A 20,127-nucleotide genomic window follows, 5' to 3' on the forward strand; every position below is an offset into this window, starting at 1 on the left:
GTCGTCGCCCTTTGCTGGTTACCGTTTGGTGCCTATGACTCCAATCGGTGCCGTCTGGTCAGGGGCGGACTGTCTCCATAGGTCGGTCTCAGATCAAGACGGAGACTTCCATGACCAGGACGGCCCTCATCGCCGGCGTCAGCGGCATCGTCGGCAACAACCTCGCCCGTCACCTGGTGTCGGAGGGCTGGTCCGTGGCCGGCCTCGCCCGGCGCCCGCCCGCCGACCTGGCCGGCGTCACGCCGGTGGCCGCCGACCTCCTCGACCCCGAGAGCCTACGCGGCGCGCTGGCGGAGGTCCGCCCCACCGACGTCTTCATCACGACCTGGCTCCGCCAGGAGACGGAGGCGGAGAACATCCGCGTCAACGGGACGATGGTGCGCAATCTCCTCGACGCCCTTCGGCCGAACGGCGGCGTGGCGCATGTCGGCCTGGTCACCGGCCTCAAGCACTATCTCGGGCCGTTCGAGGCCTACGGAAAGGGCACCCTGCCGGCCACGCCGTTCCGCGAGGAGCAGGGCCGCCTCGACGTCGAGAACTTCTACTACGCGCAGGAGGACGAGGTCTTCGCCGCCGCAGCACGGGACGGCTTCGGCTGGAGCGTGCACCGGCCCCACACCATCATCGGCTACGCCCTCGGCAACGCCATGAACATGGGCGTGACCCTGGCGGTCTACGCCACGCTCTGCCGCGAGACCGGTCGGCCGTTCCGCTTCCCGGGCTCGGCCGCCCAGTGGAACGGGCTCACCGACATGACGGATGCGCGCATCCTGGCGCGCCAGCTCGCCTGGGCCGCCACCACGCCGGCAGCCCGCAACGAGGCCTTCAACATCGTCGACGGCGACGTCTTCCGCTGGAGCTGGATGTGGGGCCGGATCGCCGACTGGTTCGGCGTGCAGCCGGCGCCCTTCGACGGCACGGTCCTGCCCCTGGAGCAGCAGATGGACGGCGCCGCCCCGCTCTGGGCCGAACTCGCCGCCCGGCACGGCCTCAAGGAGGCCGATCTCGGGCGCCTCGCCTCGGCCTGGCACACGGATGCGGATCTCGGCCGCCCCATCGAGGTCGTCACCGACATGAGCAAGAGCCGGCGCCTCGGTTTCCTGGACTACCAGGCCACCGACGACGCGTTCTTCGACCTGTTCGCCCGCCTGCGGGCGGAGCGGGTCATTCCCTGACATCCGCCACCGGCCGGGGCTTCGCCCGCGACTTGGCGGACCCGGCGTTTGTCTCCATCATCGCCGGATCCCCCGATGCGCGAGACCCCGATCCGATGAAGCCGTTCGACTGGACCACCGGCTACCCCACCGTGCGGATGCCGATCTTCGGCCGCAACATGGTCTCGACCTCGCACGCGCTCGCGGCCCAGGCCGGCATCCGCATGCTGTGGCAGGGCGGCAATGCGGTCGATGCCGCCATCGCCACGGCGGCGGCCAAGACCATCACCGAGCCCTGCAGCAACGGCCTCGGCTCGGACGCCTTCTGCATCCTGTGGGACGGCAAGGCGCTGCACGGCCTCAACGCCTCGGGCGGGGCGCCGGCGGCCTGGACCCCCGACTACTTCGCCCGGAAATACGGGGCAGCCGAGCGCCCGCCGATGCGGGGCTGGGATTCCGTCACGGTGCCGGGCGCCGTCGCGGCCTGGGTGGCCCTGAGCGAGCGCTTCGGGACGCTGCCCTTCGCCGATCTCCTGCAGCCCGCCATCGAGATCGCCGAGCGCGGCTACCTCGCGCCGGTCGTGGTGCAGCAGAAATGGGCGGCCGCCGCGACGGTCGCCGATCTCGTGAGCCAGCCCGGCTTCGCCGAAACCTTCCTGCCCCGCGGCCGCGTCCCCCATGTGGGCGAGCGCGTCACCCTGCCGGGCATCGCCCGGTCGCTGCGGGCCATCGCCGAGACCAAGGGGCGGGCCTTCTACGAGGGCGAGATCGCCGAGGCCATGGCCCGCCACGCCGCGGCCCATGGCGGCGCCATGACGGTGGCGGACCTTTCCGCTTTCCGGCCCGAATGGGTGACGCCGACGGCCAAGGACTACCGCGGCTACACCCTGCACGAGATCCCGCCGAACGGGCAGGGCATCGCCGCCCAGATCGCCCTCGGCATCCTCGACTCCTTCGACCTCGCGGGCTTGGCCCCCGACGGGCCGGCGGCGCAGCACCTGCAGATCGAGGCGATGAAGCTCGCGTTCGCCGACACCTACCGCTACGTCGCCGACGCGCGCAGCATGGAGGTCAGCCCGGAGGCGATGCTCGACCCCGCCTATCTGGCGGACCGCGCCAAGCTGATCGACCCGCGCCGGGCGCAGGATTTCGGCGCCGGCAACCCGGTGCGCGGCGGCACCGTCTACCTCACGGCGGCCGATGAATCCGGCATGATGGTGAGCTTCATCCAGTCGAACTTCATGGGCTTCGGCTCGGGCGTGGTCGTGCCCGAATGGGGCCTGTCGCTGCAGAACCGCGGCTACGGCTTCGTGCTGGACCCGAGCAGTCCGAACGTGGTGGCGCCGGGCAAGCGGCCCTTCCACACCATCATCCCGGGTTTCCTCACGCAGGGCGGCGCGCCCGTGATGAGCTTCGGCGTGATGGGCGGCAACATGCAGCCGCAAGGCCACCTGCAGACCCTGGTGCGGATGATCGACCACGGCCAGAACCCGCAGGCCGCCTGCGACGCGCCGCGCTGGCGCTTCAACGCGGGCCGGGAGATCAACGCCGAGGCGACGATGCCGGCCGCGACCCTGCAGGGCCTCGTGGAGCGCGGCCACCGGGTCGACGTGATCCAGGACAGCTACCAGGATTTCGGCGCCGGCCAGTTCATCTGGCGCATGGGGGACGCGAGCACCGAGGGCTATGTCGGCGCCAGCGATCCGCGCCGCGATGGGCAAGTGGCGGTTTGGTAACCGGCCGCGCTTGCGCCAGCATCCGCTGGCACGGATAATGTATGCACTTTCGAACGTCTTCCCGGCTCGTGCCGATCGGCCCTCGGGTGCGACCGATCCGCGATCCGGACCGATCCCTGTTCTGAAGGAAGCTTGATGCTGCGTCTGTTCGCTGTCAGCCTCGTCGCGGGCATTGCCGCGCTGTCGCCCGTTCTCGTCGGGGCGTCGCAGGCCCAGACCCTGCGCTTCGGCCTGATGGAGGACCCGGACGCCCTCGACCCGACGCTGGCCCGCACCTTCGCCGGCCGCATGGTCTTCGCAGCCCTGTGCGACAAGCTCGTGGATATCGGCCCCGACCTGAAGCCGGTGCCGCAGCTCGCCACCGGCTGGAGCCTGTCGGAGGACCAGAAGACCCTCACCATGACCCTGCGGCCCGGCGTGCTGTTCCACGACGGCGAGAAGCTCGACGCGGCGGCGGCCAAGTACAGCCTTGAGCGGCACATGAAGCTGCCCGGATCGCAGCGGCGCGGCGAGATCGCACCGATCGACCGGGTCGAGGTCGTCGACGACCTGACCTTCAAGATCCTCCTCAAGACGCCGTTCGCCCCCCTGATGGCGCAGTTCACCGACCGCGCCGGCATGATGGTCTCTCCCAAGGCCGCCGAGCGCCTGGGCGACAAGTTCTCCACGGCTCCCGTCTGCGCCGGGCCGTTCAAGTTCGTCGAGCGGGTGCCGCAGGACCGGATCGTGGTCGAGCGCTTCGACGATTACTGGAACAAGGACCAGATCCACCTGCAGCGCATCGAGTTCCGGCCGATCCCCGACGGCACCGTGCGCCTGACGAACCTCCGCGCCGGCCAGCTCGACCTGCTGGAGCGGCTGACCCCGACCGACCTGCCGCAGGTGAGCCGCGACCCGAAGCTCAAGATCGGCTCGACCATCGAGCTCGGCTTCCAGTCCATCGTGTTCAACCCGAACAGGGCGGGCTCGGCGGTGGCCGACCCGCGCGTGCGCGCCGCCTTCGACCTCGCCATCGACCGCAACGCCCTCAACCAGGTGGTGTTCAGCGGCGAGTTCCTGCCCGGCAACCAGTGGGTCTCGCCCAAGCACCCGGCCTACGTGCAGGCGTATCCGATCCCGAAGCGGGATGTGGCCAAGGCCAAGGCCCTGCTGGCGGAGGCCGGGGTGCCGAAGCCGAGCGTGACCCTCACGGTCTACGCCAACAACGAGGCGCCCCAGGTGGGCCAGGTCATCCAGGCGATGACCCGTGAGGCCGGCTTCGATGTGAAGCTCCAGGCCACCGACTTCACCACCGCGCTGGACGCCGCCGACAAGGGCAATTTCGACGCCTACCTCTATTCCTGGAGCGGCCGGCCCGATCCCGACGGCAACACCTTCAGCTTCCTCGCCTGCAAGACGCCCCTGAACTACGCCCGCTACTGCAACCCGGAGGCGGACGCGGCGCTCGGCGCCGAGCGTGCCACGGTCGATCCCGGCCAGCGCGCCGAGGCCTGGAAACAGCTCGCCGACCGGGTGATGGCCGACCGGCCGCTGATCTACCTGTTCCACCGCAAGCTGTTCTGGGCCTACAGCACCAAGCTCACCGGCTTCACGCCCTATCCCGACGGCCTCGTGCGCTTCACCGGCCTCACGCTCAACTGAGGCGGGGGGGCGGCCGATGCTGCGCTTTCTCGTCCAGCGCCTGGCGCTCGCGATCCCAACCCTGGTGATCGCCTCGATGATCATCTTCACCCTGCAGCAATTGCTGCCGGGCGACACCGCGACGGCCCTGTCCGGCGAGGAGCGCGACCCCGAGGTCATCGCCTTCATCCGGCAGAAGTACCACCTCGATCAGCCCCTGCCCGTGCGCTACGCCCTCTGGGCCGGCGGCGTGCTGCAGGGCGATCTCGGCGAGTCGATCCGCCTGCAGAAGCCGGTCCTCGACCTCGTCATCGAGAAGCTGCCGGTCACCCTCGAACTCGCCTGCCTCGCCATGCTGGTGGCGCTCGTCATCGGCGTGCCGATGGGCATCCTGTCGGCGGTCAAGCGCGGAACGGCTGCCGACACCCTGGCCAACGGCATCGCCCTCTGGGGCCTGTCGGTGCCGAATTTCTGGCTCGGCATCCTGATGATCCTGCTGTTCTCCGTGCAGCTCGGCTGGCTCCCGGCGTCCGGCTACGTCTCGCCCTTCGAGAGCTTGTCCGAGAACCTGCGCTCCATGGCGATGCCGGCCTTCGTCCTCGGCAACGCCATCGCGGCGGTGATGATGCGCCACACCCGCGCGGCGATGCTGGGCGTGCTCTGCTCGGACTACGTCCGCACCGCCCGGGCCAAGGGCGTCTCGCCCCTGCGCCTGATCCTGCGCCACGCCCTGCCCAACGCCGCGATCCCGATCATCACCCTGGGCGCCCTCGAATTCGGGCAGCTTCTCTCCGGCGCGGTGCTCACCGAGCAGGTGTTTTCGGTGCCGGGCTTCGGCAAGCTGATGGTCGATGCGGTGTTCAACCGCGACTACGCCACCGTGCAGGGCGTCGTGATCTGCACCGCCACCACCTACGTCCTCCTCAACCTCGCGGCCGACCTCCTCGCGGCCTTCGTCAACCCGAAGCTGAGGCGCGCGTGAGCATGGGCGTTGTGCAGGAGCACCGCATCGCGGGGATATCGAGCGCGTCTCTCCTCCCCCTTGTGGGGCGGAGTAGAAGGCTGGGTGACCCTCCAAGTGCGAAGGCTAACGGCGCCACCCCCACCCTCGATCCCTCCCCACGAGGGGGAGGGAAGCGCGTGATCGCCTGGCAGGAACCGATCGACGGGAGTGGCGCCCGATGACCAAGGCTGCCATCGCCCCGCCCGACATCGCCCTGCCGGCCGCCGAGCCCGCGCTCCGCGCCGAGCCGAGCCCGATCCGCGAATTCTGGACGCGCTTGAAAGCGCGCCGCACCGCCATGGTGGGCCTCGTCATCGTGGTGGCGCTGATCTTGATGGCAATCTTCGCCGACGGGATCGCGCCCTACGATCCCATCGCCACCGATTGGGGCGCCATCCGCTCTCCGCCGAGCTGGGCGCATCCCTTCGGCACCGACGAGGTCGGGCATGACGTGCTCTCGCGCATCGTCTTCGGGGCGCGGGCCTCCCTCGGCGCCGGCCTGACCTCGGTGGCTCTCGCGGTGGCGCTCGGCCTGCCGTTCGGCCTGCTGGCCGGCTATGCCGGTGGCATGGTCGACCTGGCGATCATGCGCCTGACCGACGCCCTCCTGGCGATCCCGTTCCTGATCCTCGCCATCGCGCTCGCCGCCTTCCTCGGTCCGAGCCTGTCCAACGCCATGGTGGCGATCGGCCTCTCGGCCACCTCGACCTTCGTGCGCCTGACCCGGGCGCAGGTGCAGGCGGTGGCGGCGGAGGAGTTCGTGGAGGCTGCCCGCGCCGTCGGCAACTCGCCCTGGCGGATCGCCATCCGCCACATCGTGCCCAACATCGTGCCGGCGATCCTGGTCCAGGCGACCCTGACCATCGCGGCGGCGATCATCGCCGAGGCCAGCCTGTCCTTCCTCGGCCTCGGCCAGCAGCCGCCCGAGCCGTCCTGGGGCTCGATGCTCAACGTCGCCAAGAACTTCCTCGAGCAGGCGCCCTGGATGGCGATCTGGCCCGGGGCCTCAATCTTCCTTGCGGTGCTGGCCTTCAACCTCCTCGGTGACGGCCTGCGCGATGCCCTCGACCCCCGGCAGAGGACCTGACCATGGTTCCGGAGAGCCCGAAGCCCCTGCTCGACGTCCGCGACCTCGGCGTCGCCTTCGACAGCGAGGGCGGCGCGGTCCACGCGGTCAACGGCGTGTCGTATGCGCTCAAGGAGGGCGAGACCCTCGGCATCGTCGGCGAATCCGGCTCCGGCAAGAGCGTGCACGTGCTGGCGATGCTGGGGCTGATCCCGCGCCCGCCCGGCCGCATCACCGGCGGGCAGGTTCTGTTCGCCGGCCGCGACCTCTTGCGCCTGCCGGAGCGCGACCTGCGGAAGGTGCGCGGCGGGCAGATCGGCTTCGTCTTCCAGGACCCGATGAGCTCCCTCAACCCCGGCATGACGGTGGCCGCGCAGATCATCGAGCCCCTGCGCATCCATCTCGGCCTCGACGGCCGGGCGGCGCGGGCCCGGGCCCGCGACCTCCTCGACCTCGTGCGCATCCCGAACGCCGGCGCCCGCCTCGACCAGTACCCGCACGAGTTCTCCGGCGGCCAGCGCCAGCGGGTGATGATCGCCATCGGGTTGTCGTGCCGCCCCAAGCTCCTCATCGCCGACGAGGCGACGACCGCCCTCGACGTCACCGTGCAGGCGGAGATCATCGGTCTGGTGCAGGAGCTCAAGCGCGAGATCGGCATGGCGATCATCTGGATCACCCACGATCTCGGCGTGGTGGCGGGCATCGCCGACACCGTGCAGGTCATGTATGCCGGCCGCATCCTCGAGCGCGGCCCGGTGGACGACCTTTTCCGCGATCCGCGCAGCGCCTACACCCTCGGTCTGCTGCGCTCGCTGCCCGACCTCAGCCGCGGCCGGGCCGGGCGCCGGCGCCTGCATCAGATCGAGGGCGCTCCCCCGGACATGCGCCATCCGCCGCCGGGCGACCCCTTCGCCGCGCGCAACGCGTACGCGACGTCGCGCTGCCTCACCGAGGCGCCGCCCCTGGCCCAGGCCCCCGGCGCCGCCCCGGGCCACCTCGTGGCGGCGTGGTACGACCTGCCGGCGCGCCTCGCCGCCGAGGAAGCCGCACGATGAGGCCCGAGCCCGCCGACCACTATCCGCTGCTCTCGGTGCGCAACCTGAGCAAGCACTACCCCTTGCGCAGCTGGTGGGGCGGCAAGGGCGCGGTGTTCCGGGCGGTCCAGGATGTCAGCTTCGACATCCGGCCGGGCGAAACGCTGGGCCTCGTGGGGGAATCCGGCTCGGGCAAGTCCACCATCGGCCGTGCCGTCACCATGCTGAACCCGCCGAGCGCCGGCACCGTCGCCTTCGAGGGCGCCGACCTCGCCAAGCTCTCCGCCGGGGAGATGCGCCGGATGCGCGCTCGCATCCAGATGGTGTTCCAGGACCCCTACGCGGCCCTCAACCCGCGCATGAGCATCGGCGACTACGTGGCCGAGCCGTTTCGGCTGCACCGGCCTGGCATGGCCCGGGGCGAGCGCCGCGACGAGGTCGAGGGCTTGCTGGCCCGGGTCGGACTCGATCCGCGCTTCGCCCGGCGCTACCCGCACCAGTTCTCCGGCGGGCAGCGCCAGCGCATCTGCATCGCCCGCGCGATCGCGCTGAAACCCAGCTTCATCGTCGCCGACGAGCCGATCGCCGCCCTCGACGTCTCGATCCAGGCCCAGGTCGTCAACCTGCTGCAGGACCTGCAGGACGAGCTCGGCATCTCGTACCTGTTCATCTCCCACGACCTGCGCATGGTGCGCTACCTCTGCCAGCGCGTCGCCGTGCTCTGGCACGGCCGGGTGGTGGAACTCGCCGAGGCCGATGCCCTCTACGAAGATCCGCGCCATCCCTACACCCGGCGCCTCCTCAGCGCCGTGCCGGTGCCCAACCCCGTGGAGGAGCGCGCCCGCCTGCGCGCCGCCTCCCTCCTGCCCCCCGCCGATCCGGATGCCATCGGCGGCCTGGTCGAGGTCGCCCCCGGCCACTGGGTCGCCGACACCCGCTATTCCTGACCCCCAAGGACCCGACGCCGTGAGAGACTTCTCGAAACCGGGCCGCTCGCCCGTCTATGCCGCCAACGCCGCGGTCGCGACCTCCCATCCCCTCGCTTCGCTGGCCGCCATCGAGGTCCTGAAGGCCGGCGGCAACGCCGTTGACGCCGCCATCGCGGCGGTGGCGGTGCAGGGCGTGGTCGAGCCGGCCATGACCGGCATCGGCGGCGACTGCTTCGCCCTCTACGCGCCGAAGGGCGCCGCCGTGCCGGTCACGCTGAACGGCTCCGGCCGCAGCCCGGCCGCCGCGCACGACGCCTGGTACGTGGAGAACCAGGTGGCGATCGACGCGACCTCGCCGCACGCCGTCACGGTTCCGGGCGCCGTCGCGGCCTGGGCGCGGCTGCTCGCCGATCACGGCACCCGCACCTTGGGCGAGCTGCTGCAGCCGGCGATCCGCTACGCCGAGGAGGGCTATCCGGTGCAGCCGCGCGTCGCCTACGACTGGGCGCGCAACCGCGACAAGCTGCGGGCCGATCCCGGCTCGGCCGCCGCCTACCTCGTCGACGGCGAGGCGCCGAAGGTCGGCACGATCATGCGCCACCCGAAGCTCGCCGCCACCCTGCGGCGCATCGCCGAGCACGGCGCCCCCGGCTTCTACGAGGGCCCGGTGGCCGAGGACATGGTGCGCACCTTGCGCGAACTCGGCGGCCTGCACACGCTGGAGGATTTCGCCAACGCGGCGCCCGAATACGTGACGCCGATCTCGACCCGCTACCGGGGTTACGACGTCTATGAATGTCCCCCGAGCGGCCAGGGCCTCGCCGCCCTGATGATGCTGAACGTGCTGTCGCAGTACGACGTCGGCGCGCTGTCCGAACTGGACCGGGTCCACCTCTTCACGGAAGCCTGCAAGCAGGCTTACCACCACCGCGACGCGCTCTTCGCCGATCCGGTCGTGAACGCCGTGCCGGTGGAGCACCTGCTCTCCCAGGCCTGGCAGGCGCGGGCGCACGGCGCCATCGACATGGCCCACGCGCAGGCGCCGGTGCTGTGGCCGGAGATCCGGCACACCGACACGGTCTACCTCTGCGTGGTCGACCGCGACGGCAACGCGATCTCGCTGATCAACTCGATCTTCCAGGGCTTCGGCAGCGGCATCACCGCGCCGGAGAGCGGCGTGCTGCTGCACAACCGCGGCTTCTCGTTCCGGGTCGAGCCTGGCCATCCCAACACCATCGCGCCCTCGAAGCGCCCGATGCACACCATCATCCCCGGCATGCTGATGCGCGACGGCGCCATGGTGGCGCCCTTCGGCGTGATGGGCGGGCACTACCAGGCCATGGGCCATGTCGAGCTGCTCACCGGCATCATCGACCGGGGCCTCGACGTGCAGGAGGCCCTCGATGCGCCGCGCAGCTTCGCCTATGGCGGCGGCATCGAGTTGGAGGGTGGCTTCGGCGCCGGGCTCGCCGAGGGGCTGGCCGCGCGCGGGCACGTCACGGTGCCGGCCCCGGTCCCGATCGGTGGCGGCCAGATCATCTGGGTCGACCCGGCGACGGGCATGCGCGCCGCCGGATCCGATCCGCGCAAGGACGGCTGCGCCCTCGGCTACTGAACGTTCTTTCCGGTCGATCGCGTCGATTGGACCGGTCGGGACAGGCCCCCTCTCCCATGGGGAGAGGGTTGGGGTGAGGGCAGTGCCCCATCCGCGGAAGTCACACACCTCGCCCTGTCCCTCTCCTTCCAGGAGAGGGGACCGGCGCGCGAAGGGCGCCGGAGGAATCGACCGGAGAGGGTCTGAGGCGCGGGCATCCGGCTCATGGGTAGCGCACCGGGGCCGGCTGCTCGGGCAAGGGGATGAACTCGGATTCCCCCGGCACGGTGTCGAAGCGGGCCTGGCGCCAATCCTCCTTGGCCTGCTCGATCCGCTCGGGCCGGGAGGAGACGAAGTTCCACCAGAGATGGCGCGGGCCGTCCATCGGCTCGCCGCCCAGGACCATGAAGCGGGCGGTCTCGGTCGCCCGCACGCTGATCCGGTCGCCCGGCCGGAAGACGAGGAGCTGGCCCGGGCCGAACCCATCCCCGGCGATGTCGATGGCGCCCGAGACCGTGTAGATGGCACGCTCGTCGTAGGTCGGGTCGAGGGGCAGCACTGCGCCGGCCTCGAGCCTCACGTCGGCATAGACTATCGGGCTCGAGGTCCGCACCGGCGATGTCGCCCCGAAGGCCTCGCCGGCGATCAACCGGACGGTCTTGCCCTCGCCGCCGAGGATCGGCAGCGCCTCGGCTTCGTAATGCTCGAACGCCGGCGCGGTCTCCTCGTCCTGGCGGCTCAGCGCCACCCAGCTCTGAAGGCCGAACAGGGTCGAGCCGGTCCGGCGCAGGTCCGCCCCGGTGCGCTCGGAATGGGTGATGCCCCGCCCGGCCGTCATCCAGTTCAGCGCGCCCGGCCGGATCGGCAGCGCGGTGCCCAGGCTGTCCCGGTGCAGGATCTCCCCCTCGAACAGGTAGGTCACCGTCGACAGGCCGATATGCGGGTGGGGCCGCACGTCCATGCCCTGGCCGAGCAGGAACTCGGACGGGCCCATCTGGTCGAAGAAGATGAACGGGCCGACCATCCGGCACTCGGTCGACGGCAGGGCACGCCGGACCGCGAAGGAGCCGAGGTCCCGCGAGCGCGGCACGATCAGGGTCTTGATCGCGTCGCAGGTGAAGCGGTCGCCCGGGATCGGGTCCTCCGCACTGTGCCAGCTCATTCGATGTCCTCCCGTGTCATGGCCGCCAAGCCGGATCATCCCGTGCCGACCGCCTCGCCCGGCAGGCGGCGCCGGCCCGGGTGCCGGCCCGCTCGCATCTGGAGGCCGGGGGAGGGGATGGGATTGTCGAATCCGGCTTCGCTTTGCACCTTCGCGCCGTGCCTTAGCGCTGGCGGGTCGCCGCCACGCCGATCTGGTCGGCCATGCGCACGAGGTCGGCCAGGGATCGGGCCTGCATCTTTTCCATCATCCGCCGCTTGTGGACCTTGGCGGTGATCTCGGTGATCCCGAGTTCGGCGGCGATCTGCTTGTTCATCAGGCCGCCGATGGCGCAGCGCATGACGTCCAGCTCGCGCGGGGTCAGGGCCTGCAGACGCTCGGCCAAAGCCTCCCGGGCGCGGCGGGCCTCCAGGGCCGCCGCATCGGCTTCGAGGGCCCGGTGCACGGCATCGAGCAGGACCTCAGCCACCACCGGCTTCGTCAGGAACTCCACCGCGCCGCCGCGCATCGCCCGCACCGTCATCGGGATGGTGCCGAAGCCGGTCAGGAAGATGATCGGCACGGTGCTGCCGGCCGAACGCAGGGCCTCCTGGACCGAGAGGCCGTTCTCCCCGGCAAGACGAACGTCGAGGAGGATGCATTCCGGTGCCGTCCGGACCCGTGTCGCGGCGAGTGCGGCAGCGTCTCCGTGACCAACCGCAAGCAATCCGCTCGACCGGCACAGACGCATCAGCGCGCAACGCAGGGCCGGATCATCGTCGACGATGTGGACGGTCGCTTCGGACATCTTTCCAAGGAAAGCAAATACACTGGGCAAGCTTACAAGATACGCGCCAGCCAGGTGCATCTTCTACGGATGAGGCACCTGCGTATCACGGGTGGCGCGTGATGCCGAGGACGCTGCCCAGGCAGTGTTCGAACTGCTCGGCGTCGAAGGGCTTGGCAAGGTAGGCGAAGGCGCCGGAGGCCAGCGCCCGCGCACGGCTCGACTCGCTCGGATAGGCCGTCATCACGATGACCGGCAGCGTCGGTCGGCGCAGGCGCAGGAGCCGCAGGAGGTCGAGACCGTTCACGCCCGGCATCTGCACGTCCGTGACGACGACGGCGATCCCCGCATCGTCCGCCGCGTTCAGGAGCGGCTCGGCCCCGGCGAAGGAGGCGGGGGCGTAGCCGAGGGAGCGGGCGAGCCGCGACAGGGCCGAGCGGATCGCCGGGTCGTCGTCCACGATGGCGACGACGGGCGCCCGCGGGGCCGCGTTCCGGGTGGCGGAATCTCCGGCGGCGGGCTCAGCCATGGGCGGGTCCGGCGACCGGGAGGGTGAAGTGGAAGGCGGCCCCGCCCCCGGGCGCGGCATCGGCCCAGATGTCGCCGCCATGGGCATCGATGAGGTTGCGGCAGATGGCGAGGCCCATGCCCATCCCGCCCGCCCGGGTCGAGTGGAACGGCTCGAAGATGTGGGCGCGCCGCTCGGGCGCGATGCCGGGGCCGGTATCGGTGACGTCGACCGTCACCGCCTCGCCCGTGGCCCGGATCGTCACGGTGACGTCGCGCGGTCCGTCCCCCTCCGCCATCGCCTGGGCGGCGTTGAGGAGCAGGTTCACGAAGACCTGCTGCAGGCCGATCGCATCGGCGTCGATCCAGGGAATCGCGCCCTCGGCCGCGATGTGGACGGCGGCACGGTGCAGGCGCAGTTCGCCCTCGACGAGCAGGTTCGCGTCGCGGGCCGCCTGGAGGAGGTCCACGGGGGCGGAGGCGCGCGGGGCGTTGCCGAGATAGGACCGGGTCCGGGCGATCACGTGGCGGGCGCGGGTCGCCTCGGTGACGACGTCGTCGAGGGCCGCCGCGGCCTCGCCGATATCCGGCACCGGGCGCCGCAGCCAGCGGGTGGCGGCCTGTGCGTTGGCCAGGATGGCCGCCAGGGGGGAATTGACCTCGTGGGCGATGGAGGCGCTGAGCGCCCCCACGGTGGTGATGCGGGAGGCGCGCGCGAGTTCGGTGTCGGCCCGGGCGAAGCGCTTCTGGGCCTGCTTGAAGGCCGTCACGTCGAGGGCCGTCACGACGATCTCGGAGAAGCCCGCCAGGTCCCGGGGCAGCATGGCGGTGAACAGCATGTCGATCTCGCTGCCGTCGGCGCGCACCACGTGGGCTTCCGAGCGGAAGAAGCGGTCGCCCCGGCCGAAGGCCACCAGCCACTGCACGAAGGTCTGGTCGGTGTCCGGCAGGAGGCGGTCCAGGGGACCCAGATAGGCGTCCTTCCCGGAGGCGCCCGTCTCCTCAACCGTGAAGCCGTTCACGTCGGTGACGATGACCTGCCGGCGCAGGGCGCGAAGCGCCTCCGGCCGGCTCGCGAAGTGGGACTCGATGTCCACCGTGCCGGCCCGGCGCAGGGCCATCACCGCTTCGCCCGCCGCCGTCCAGTCCTCACGCCACATCGAGATGCCGGACCGCTCGAAGATGGCCTCCAGGCGCGTCTCGCCGATCCGGTACCGCTGCGCCTGTCGGGCCGCCACGGCGAGGGCCGCGCCCCCGGCGACGAGGGCGAGTGCGCCGAGGACGAGGGCGGGCGCCCCGCCCCAGGCCGCGGCGGCCCAGCCCGCGAGGCCGGCGAGGCCCATGGATGGCAGGATCAGCAGGGCCGCCGTGCCGATGGCCGTCGCCCGGGCCCGGCCCCGCCCCGGCGGCGCGGCCAGCATCCAGGCCGGAAGATCGTCGATGCCGATGGGACCGTCATGGGCCGAGGCGGAGGCGCGGCTGGGCCAGCGGGAGAAGACCTGGGGCGGCAGCGCCTGTCGCGAGTCCGTCGGGCGTGCAAACCGTTGCCGCGAGAAACCGTGCCGCATGCACCTCATCCACCGGGGTCCGACAGGATAGCGGGACCGCGCCCGGGGGTCTCCGATACACCTGTATAATGGCGCGCCCGACGCAAGGATTGCACGGTGCGGGCATGGATCTGCACCGGCACAGCGCCCACAAGTTTCCCAAGGCCGGCCTGCTTGCGACCTCCCGGGGCCGGCAGTGGCAGGGGGTCGCGGCGGAGCTGCGCTCGCATCCGGCCGGCGATCTGCCGGCGATCGTACCGACCCAGATGGAGATCACCCTGGCGACGCGCCGCGTTCCGGGGGCGCATGTCAGCCGCAAGGGCGCCGGTCTCCGCCAGCGGACGGCGGTCGAGGCGGGCACGATCTGGCTCTGCCCCGTCGGCGTCGGGGAGGACGACATCAACATTTCGGCCCCGTTGACCGAGATCCTGCACATCTACCTGCCGGCCGAGCGCTTCGCGGCCCTGGCGAACCTCTACGGCGATGCCCGCATCCGCGCCGACACCGTGCGCTACCTCGCCGATGTGCCGGATCCGCTGATCCGCCAGATCGGGCTGTCGATCCTCAGCGAACTCGTCCGGGAATCCTCGGCGGGCCGGATGATGGTGGAGGCTGCGGCCCTCGCCCTCACGGCCCGGGTGGCGCAGGCCTACGGCCACGACCGTCCGGACCGGGCCGATCCGGTCTGCGGCGACCACGATTGTCCCGAGCGCATCCAGCGGGCGATCGCCTTCATCCGCGACAACCTCGATCGCGACCTCAGTGTCACCGAACTCGCCGCCGCCGCCTGCCTCAGCCCGTTCCACTTCGCGCGCCTGTTCAAGCGCGTCACCGGCAAGACGCCCTACGGCTTCGTCAGCGCCGAGCGGCTGGCGCGCGCCCGCCGGCTCCTGGCCGAGCGCAAGCTGCCGCTGGTGGATGTCGCCCTCTCGTCCGGTTTCTCGAGCCAGGCCGCCTTCAGTACCGCCTTCAAGCGGGTGACGGGCTGCACGCCGGGGGAATACCGGCAGCTTGCGCCCTGAGGCGCCCGGCAAAGAGCAGGATCGCGTAACGGCCGAGCAAGTCTGCGAAAGACCGTTGCCCCGTCCCGCCGGCAGGGTGTCCTCACCCGAAGGTCTGCTGTGGAGACGAGGATGCATCGGTCAGCCGACACCCCTGCGGCCCGGCTCGCGATTCCGCCGCTGCCGCGCCGCCGGCGGCCCGCCCTGGAGCCCGGCCAGCGCCCGCGCGCGGTCGAACCCCCGCGGGAGCCCGGTCCCGAACCCGTTCGCACGACCCGGTCGCCGGATGCGGAGACGGACGGCATCGTGGTCTCGGAGCTCCCCGCCGTCGGGCGAACGACGGCACCGCAGCCGCAGACCTACGGCGAGGGGTTGCTGATCCGCGTGCAGCGGGCCGATGACGGGGGCTGGCCGGCGGGCGGTCCCCTCCGACCCGCCCCCGAGCGCATCTGCGCCAGCGCCGTCACGCTCCTCGATCGCCGCATCAGGCCCCCGGCCAGCCATCGGGGCGTCGCGGTGCAGATCTGGCTGTCGCGCCGGATCCTCGTCGAGGTGGCCGCGAGCATCGGCCTCGGGGACATCGATCCGCTCGAGGCTCTGAAGCCGGTCGACGGCAGGGTCCTGGTCGACCCGACGATCCATGACCTCGCCGCCAGCGCCGCCGCTACGCTCGATCGGCCGGATCGCGGCGCAGCCGTGTTTCGCCTGCAGATCGGCCGGGCCATCGGGGCGCATCTGATCGGCCTCCATGCCGATCCGGGCCTCGCCGCGGAGCCGGCCCGGGGCGGGCTCGCCCCCTGGCAGCTGCGCCGCGCCCAGGACCGCCTGCGCGCCGGGCTGGGCGACACGCCGAGCCTGCAGGCGATCGCGGTGGCGTGCGGCCTCTCCGTGAGCCACTTCGCCCGGGCGTTCCGACAGTCCCTCGGGGTTTCGCCCCATGTCTGGCTCGTCCGTCAGCGCATCGCCCGGGCCAAGACCCTGATGCGGGGGGCCGGCCCGTCGCTGGCCGAGATCGCGCTCGCCTGCGGGTTCGCCGACCAGAGTCATTTCACCCGCGTCTTCGCCCGCGAGGCGGGTGTGAGCCCCGGGCGCTGGCGCCGGATGGTCGAGCCGGAGGAGCCGGGCGTGGATCCCCGAAAGATCTCGGCGTGACAGGGCATCGGCGTGACCGCGCCTTAATGTCGAGGCGCCCTGGTGCGCGCGGGCCGACGGCTCCATGATCGCGGAATTACCGGCCGGTCCCGGCACGCCGGACCCGGCTCGGACGGCGACAGCAGGCAGCGAGGCGCGGCCATGAACAGTCCCCTGCACCAGGACGAGACCCGTCGCTTCGCACGGGCCCAGCTGCGCGGGGAGATGCTCGATTGGCTCCTGGCGGGAACCCGGGGGGAGCGCTTCCTCGACGATATCTTCGTGGCATTCTGCCGGCGCCTGCGCGAAGCCGGGATCCCGGTGGCGCGGGGCACGATCCACCTGCGGACGCATCATCCCCTGTGGCTCGGAACCCGCATCCTCTGGCGGACCGGCCTTGAGGCGGCCGCGTTGCAGAACTTCGAGTACGGCATCGTCGAGACCGACCAGTTCAAGCTGAGCCCGGCCGCCGAGATCTTCAACGGCGCGGAGCGGGTCCGGAAGCGCCTGGAAGAGCCGGCGCAGCCGGCGACGGATTACGGGATCTACCGCGACCTGCGCGCGGAGGGCCTGACCGACTACGTCGCCTGGCCGCTGCACTACACCCTCGGTAAGAGCCACATCGTCACCTTCTCGGCCGATCGGCCCGGCGGGTTCGCGCCTGACGACCTCGATCTCCTGGCCTCGCTCCTGCCGGCCCTGTCGGTGGTCACGGAGGTCCGGCACAAGAACCGCCTGACCCGCCTGCTCCTCGACACCTATGTCGGACCGCATGCCAGCGAGATGATCCTCAACGGGGCGACCCGGCGCGGCAGCGGCGTTACCGTGGAGGCCGCCATCATGGTGATCGACCTGCGGGGCTTCACCGAGATCTCTGAGCTGTGGCCGCGCGACGACGTCATCGCCCTGCTGAACGACTACTTCGACGCGATCTCCCTGCCGATCGAGCGGCACGGGGGCGAGATCCTGAAATTCATGGGCGACGGCCTGCTGGCGATCTTCCACCTCGACACGCCGGCCGCCTGCACCGCCGCGCAATCCGCCGCCCTGGAGGCGCGCGCCGCCATGCGGGCGCTGAACGCGGCGCGGGCCGAGCGCGGGCAGCCGCGTCTCGGCTACGGCATCGGCGTCAATGTCGGTGCGGTGATGTACGGCAACATCGGCTCGCGCTCGCGCCTGGACTTCACGATCATCGGGCCCGCCGTGAACGTGGCGGCTCGGCTGGAGAGCCTGACCAAGGTCCTCGACGTCAGCGTGCTGTTCTCGGGCGCCTTCGCGGCCCGCTCCAGCGACGGGCACCAGCTCGTGTCCCTCGGGACCTTTCCCCTGCGCGGCGTCGGCGATCCCCTGGAGGTGCTGGCCTTCCCGGACGACGCCGAGGCCGGTGCGTGACGCCGCGGTCGGCGCGCTGAACCGAGGCGCTACCCGAAACCGCAGGACCCGGAACGGGAAAGGCCAGCCTCGCGGCTGGCCTTCGGGATGGTCGAAGCGGGATCGACGCCGCCGCTTACTCCGCGGCGGTCATCTCGGGCGCGAAGTGGCCGCACCAGTCGGCCGAGCCGACCACCGGCCACAGGCCGTGATCCGACGGACCCGGCTGGCTCACCGGCGGATTGAACCGGCACAGGCCCTCGTCGGCCGCCGCGGCGGCGCCGTTGACCTTGTGCTCGTCGAAGAACTTGCAGCTCTCGCACTTCGCGTTCGCCATGTCGGTGATCTCCATCCTGCGCGGCGTGCCGCCGCTGCTACTTACGAATTAGAACAGATCCAATGTAAGCGTCAACCGTCTTGTCGGGGGGCGGTTTCCCGGTCGCGTCGCAGGATCGGGGATCGGAGCCTTGGGACACGCTGCCCCCGTCGCCTCGGGGGCACCGGAGCGTATTCCGGTCGGTCGCGCATTGCCCTATCAGGCCTTCATGTCCCCCACGCCCGTCGCACCCGACGACATCGCCCACGTCATCCAGATCGCCCTCGCGCCCGCGTTCCTGCTGACGGCGCTCGCGACCCTGCTCAACGTCTTCTCGACGCGCCTCGGCCGCGTCGCCGACAAGGTCGATGCGGCGGCTGCCGGTCTGCGGACCGCCGACCCGCACGAGGCCGTCCGCCTCTCCCGGCAATTGTCGTATCTGCGGCGGCGCTCCTTCGTGCTGGACGGCGCCGTGGTCCTGGCCTCCACCGGCGCGGTCATGACCGGTATCGCCGTGCTCACCCTGTTCGTCGGGGCCCTGCGCGATGCCGCGACCGCCTCGATCCTGTTCGCCTGCTTCGGCGTGGCGCTGGTCTGCACCGTGGTCGCGGTCTGCGCCTTCCTCGTCGAGATCCTGATGGCCGGGCGCGGCATCCGGGACGAGGTCGACCGCCAGCAGGAGCATGCGGGGGAACGCGGCGCATCCTGAGCCGCGCGCGGGCCGGCCTCGCGGCGGACGAGGGGCTGGCGTGCGTGCGGGCGGTCTCGATCAACGGGCCGCACCCTGATACGCGCCAGTCCGCCGGCAGGGATGGGACGAGGTCCGATGAGCGTCGAGACAATGAAGGCGGATGTGGTCGTCATCGGCGGCGGCATGGTCGGGCTCGCCTCGGCGATCGCCCTGCGGGACCGGGGCCTCGACGTCCTGCTCTGCGATCCCGGGGAGGCGCGCGCCCGGACCTCCTACGGCAATGCCGGCGTGATCAGCCGGGGCTCGATCTTTCCGATGTCGAGCCCGGCCCTCTGGGCCAAGCTGCCGACCTACCTGCGCAACGCCGACCGGGGCCTGCGCCTGCGCCACACCCACGTCGCCCGCGTGCTGCCCTGGACGGCGCATTTCCTGGCCTCCGCCCGAACCTCCGCCTGGGAGCGGGCCGCCGCGTCCCTGCTGCCCCTGACCAGCGCGGCGCTGCCCGCGCATCTCACCCTGGCCGAGCGGGCGGGCGCCGGCCACCTGTTGCGCCGCTGCGGCTGGATCAAGCTCTACCGGACGCACGCCGCCTTCGCCGGCGCGGCCCTGGAGCGGGCGATCCTGGGCCGGCACGGCGTCTCCTTCGAGATCCTCGACCCGGACGACATCCGCGCCGCGGAGCCAGCCCTGATCCGGGCCTATGCCCACGGCATGCTCCTGCCGGAGACCGGCGCCGTGAGCGATCCGGGCGGGCTGCTGGAAGCCTATCAACACCTCTATCTCGGGCTCGGCGGACGAACGCTCCGGATGGTTACGACGCACCTCGAGCCCGAGGGGGAGGGCTGGTGCATCCGCCACGACGGCGGCACTGTGCGGGCCCGCCAGGTCGTCCTGGCCGCGGGCGCCGCCTCCGGCGAGATCGCCCGCGGCCTCGGCTACCGCTTCGCCTTCGCGGCGGAGCGCGGCTACCACGCCCACTACGCCCTGCATCCCGACAGCCCGCCGCTGACCCGCCCGGTGCTCGACACCGGCGCCGGCTCGATCATCGCCCCGATGGGGGAGGGGCGCGTGCGCGTCCTCTCCGGCGTCGAACTCAATGCCCGCGAGGCTCCCCCCGACTACGTCCAGATCGAGGCCGCTGCGCAGGAGGCGGGCGGAACGCTGCGCCTGGGCGCGAGCCTCGACAACCGCCCCTGGATGGGCGCGCGCCCCTCGACCCCGGACGGCCTGCCGGTGATCGGCCCGGCACCCCGGCATCGCGGCCTGATCTTCGCGTTCGGCCACGGCCATATCGGCCTGTCCACGGGGCCGATTACGGGGCGCCTGGTGGCCGATCTCGCCACCGGCGCCGCGCCCGCCGTTCCGGTGGCGCCCTTCGCGCCACAGCGCCTCCTCGGCTGGCCGCGGTGGAACCCGGTTCGGGCGCGCGAACGCGCGGATTGACGCCTCCCGCCGGAGGCGCCATGCCGGAGGGCCGCACCACTCCCTCGTCTGAGGAC

At 71.6% G+C, this 20,127-nt stretch carries 18 protein-coding genes; 13 read left to right on the forward strand and 5 right to left on the reverse strand.

The window, feature by feature from the left end; all coding sequences use genetic code 11:
• Nucleotides 1-110 precede the first annotated feature (110 nt).
• The 8 genes from ASF41_RS17210 to ggt all read left to right on the forward strand — a co-directional run bounded on the left by ASF41_RS17210 (nucleotide 111) and on the right by ggt (nucleotide 10,157).
• Nucleotides 111-1,175 (forward strand): SDR family oxidoreductase, encoded by a 1,065-nt coding sequence (locus tag ASF41_RS17210; RefSeq protein WP_056277964.1) that lies wholly within the window; start codon nucleotides 111-113, stop codon nucleotides 1,173-1,175.
• A gap of 95 nt (nucleotides 1,176-1,270) precedes the next feature.
• Nucleotides 1,271-2,890: a gamma-glutamyltransferase family protein gene (locus ASF41_RS17215; RefSeq protein WP_056495309.1), complete on the forward strand. Its 1,620-nt coding sequence runs from the start codon at nucleotides 1,271-1,273 to the stop codon at nucleotides 2,888-2,890.
• Between the two features lie 135 nt (nucleotides 2,891-3,025).
• On the forward strand, nucleotides 3,026-4,531 hold the full coding sequence (locus ASF41_RS17220; protein ID WP_056495312.1) for an ABC transporter substrate-binding protein: 1,506 nt from the start codon (nucleotides 3,026-3,028) through the stop codon (nucleotides 4,529-4,531).
• 16 nt (nucleotides 4,532-4,547) lie between these two features.
• A complete protein-coding gene (locus ASF41_RS17225; protein WP_056495315.1) occupies nucleotides 4,548-5,492 on the forward strand; it encodes an ABC transporter permease in 945 nt (314 codons plus the stop codon).
• A 199-nt stretch (nucleotides 5,493-5,691) separates the two neighbouring features.
• Nucleotides 5,692-6,600 carry an ABC transporter permease gene (locus ASF41_RS17230; protein ID WP_056495318.1) on the forward strand — a complete coding sequence of 303 codons (909 nt, stop codon included), beginning with the start codon at nucleotides 5,692-5,694 and terminating at the stop codon, nucleotides 6,598-6,600.
• Nucleotides 6,601-6,602: 2 nt separating this feature from the next.
• Nucleotides 6,603-7,634 carry an ABC transporter ATP-binding protein gene (locus ASF41_RS17235; RefSeq protein WP_056495321.1) on the forward strand — a complete coding sequence of 344 codons (1,032 nt, stop codon included), beginning with the start codon at nucleotides 6,603-6,605 and terminating at the stop codon, nucleotides 7,632-7,634.
• Nucleotides 7,631-8,560, forward strand: a complete 930-nt coding sequence (locus ASF41_RS17240) for an ABC transporter ATP-binding protein (protein ID WP_056495324.1) — start codon at nucleotides 7,631-7,633, stop codon at nucleotides 8,558-8,560. Before ASF41_RS17235 ends, ASF41_RS17240 begins: the two co-directional genes overlap by 4 nt.
• Nucleotides 8,561-8,579: 19 nt before the next feature.
• A complete protein-coding gene (ggt, locus tag ASF41_RS17245; protein ID WP_056495328.1) occupies nucleotides 8,580-10,157 on the forward strand; it encodes a gamma-glutamyltransferase in 1,578 nt (525 codons plus the stop codon).
• A gap of 202 nt (nucleotides 10,158-10,359) precedes the next feature.
• On the opposite strand, the gene ASF41_RS17250 is transcribed toward ggt, so the two are convergent.
• From ASF41_RS17250 to ASF41_RS17265, 4 genes are all read right to left on the reverse strand, one after another.
• Nucleotides 10,360-11,298 (reverse strand): pirin family protein, encoded by a 939-nt coding sequence (locus tag ASF41_RS17250; protein ID WP_056495331.1) that lies wholly within the window; start codon nucleotides 11,296-11,298, stop codon nucleotides 10,360-10,362.
• A gap of 163 nt (nucleotides 11,299-11,461) precedes the next feature.
• Entirely contained in the window at nucleotides 11,462-12,085 is a 624-nt protein-coding gene (locus ASF41_RS17255; protein ID WP_056495334.1) for a response regulator transcription factor, read from the reverse strand.
• Nucleotides 12,086-12,170: 85 nt separating this feature from the next.
• Nucleotides 12,171-12,593, reverse strand: coding sequence for a response regulator (locus tag ASF41_RS17260; RefSeq protein ID WP_056354774.1), 423 nt, complete (start codon nucleotides 12,591-12,593; stop codon nucleotides 12,171-12,173).
• The gene (locus ASF41_RS17265; protein WP_056495337.1) at nucleotides 12,586-14,139 is read right to left on the reverse strand and encodes a sensor histidine kinase; all 1,554 of its coding nucleotides are present in this window, start codon (nucleotides 14,137-14,139) and stop codon (nucleotides 12,586-12,588) included. Before ASF41_RS17265 ends, ASF41_RS17260 begins: the two co-directional genes overlap by 8 nt.
• 68 nt (nucleotides 14,140-14,207) lie before the next feature.
• On the opposite strand from ASF41_RS17265, the gene ASF41_RS17270 reads away from it, so the two are divergent.
• The 3 genes from ASF41_RS17270 (at nucleotide 14,208) to ASF41_RS17280 (ending at nucleotide 17,642) form a co-directional block, all read left to right on the forward strand.
• Nucleotides 14,208-15,140: an AraC family transcriptional regulator gene (locus tag ASF41_RS17270; protein ID WP_200941288.1), complete on the forward strand. Its 933-nt coding sequence runs from the start codon at nucleotides 14,208-14,210 to the stop codon at nucleotides 15,138-15,140.
• A gap of 111 nt (nucleotides 15,141-15,251) precedes the next feature.
• Complete coding sequence (locus tag ASF41_RS17275; RefSeq protein ID WP_056495343.1) at nucleotides 15,252-16,271, forward strand: AraC family transcriptional regulator; 1,020 nt, start codon at nucleotides 15,252-15,254, stop codon at nucleotides 16,269-16,271.
• Between the two features lie 141 nt (nucleotides 16,272-16,412).
• On the forward strand, nucleotides 16,413-17,642 hold the full coding sequence (locus tag ASF41_RS17280; RefSeq protein WP_056354784.1) for an adenylate/guanylate cyclase domain-containing protein: 1,230 nt from the start codon (nucleotides 16,413-16,415) through the stop codon (nucleotides 17,640-17,642).
• A gap of 115 nt (nucleotides 17,643-17,757) precedes the next feature.
• Here ASF41_RS17280 and ASF41_RS17285 read toward each other — a convergent pair whose 3' ends face one another.
• On the reverse strand, nucleotides 17,758-17,958 hold the full coding sequence (locus ASF41_RS17285) for a hypothetical protein (protein WP_056278476.1): 201 nt from the start codon (nucleotides 17,956-17,958) through the stop codon (nucleotides 17,758-17,760).
• 208 nt (nucleotides 17,959-18,166) lie between these two features.
• On the opposite strand from ASF41_RS17285, the gene ASF41_RS17290 reads away from it, so the two are divergent.
• Both ASF41_RS17290 and ASF41_RS17295 read left to right on the forward strand, forming a co-directional pair.
• Nucleotides 18,167-18,646: a DUF2721 domain-containing protein gene (locus ASF41_RS17290; RefSeq protein WP_056212365.1), complete on the forward strand. Its 480-nt coding sequence runs from the start codon at nucleotides 18,167-18,169 to the stop codon at nucleotides 18,644-18,646.
• A 117-nt stretch (nucleotides 18,647-18,763) separates the two neighbouring features.
• Entirely contained in the window at nucleotides 18,764-20,071 is a 1,308-nt protein-coding gene (locus tag ASF41_RS17295) for an FAD-binding oxidoreductase (RefSeq protein ID WP_056495346.1), read from the forward strand.
• The last annotated feature ends 56 nt before the right edge of the window (nucleotides 20,072-20,127 follow it).

This window comes from Methylobacterium sp. Leaf111 (genome assembly GCF_001423285.1).
GTDB lineage: Bacteria > Pseudomonadota > Alphaproteobacteria > Rhizobiales > Beijerinckiaceae > Methylobacterium.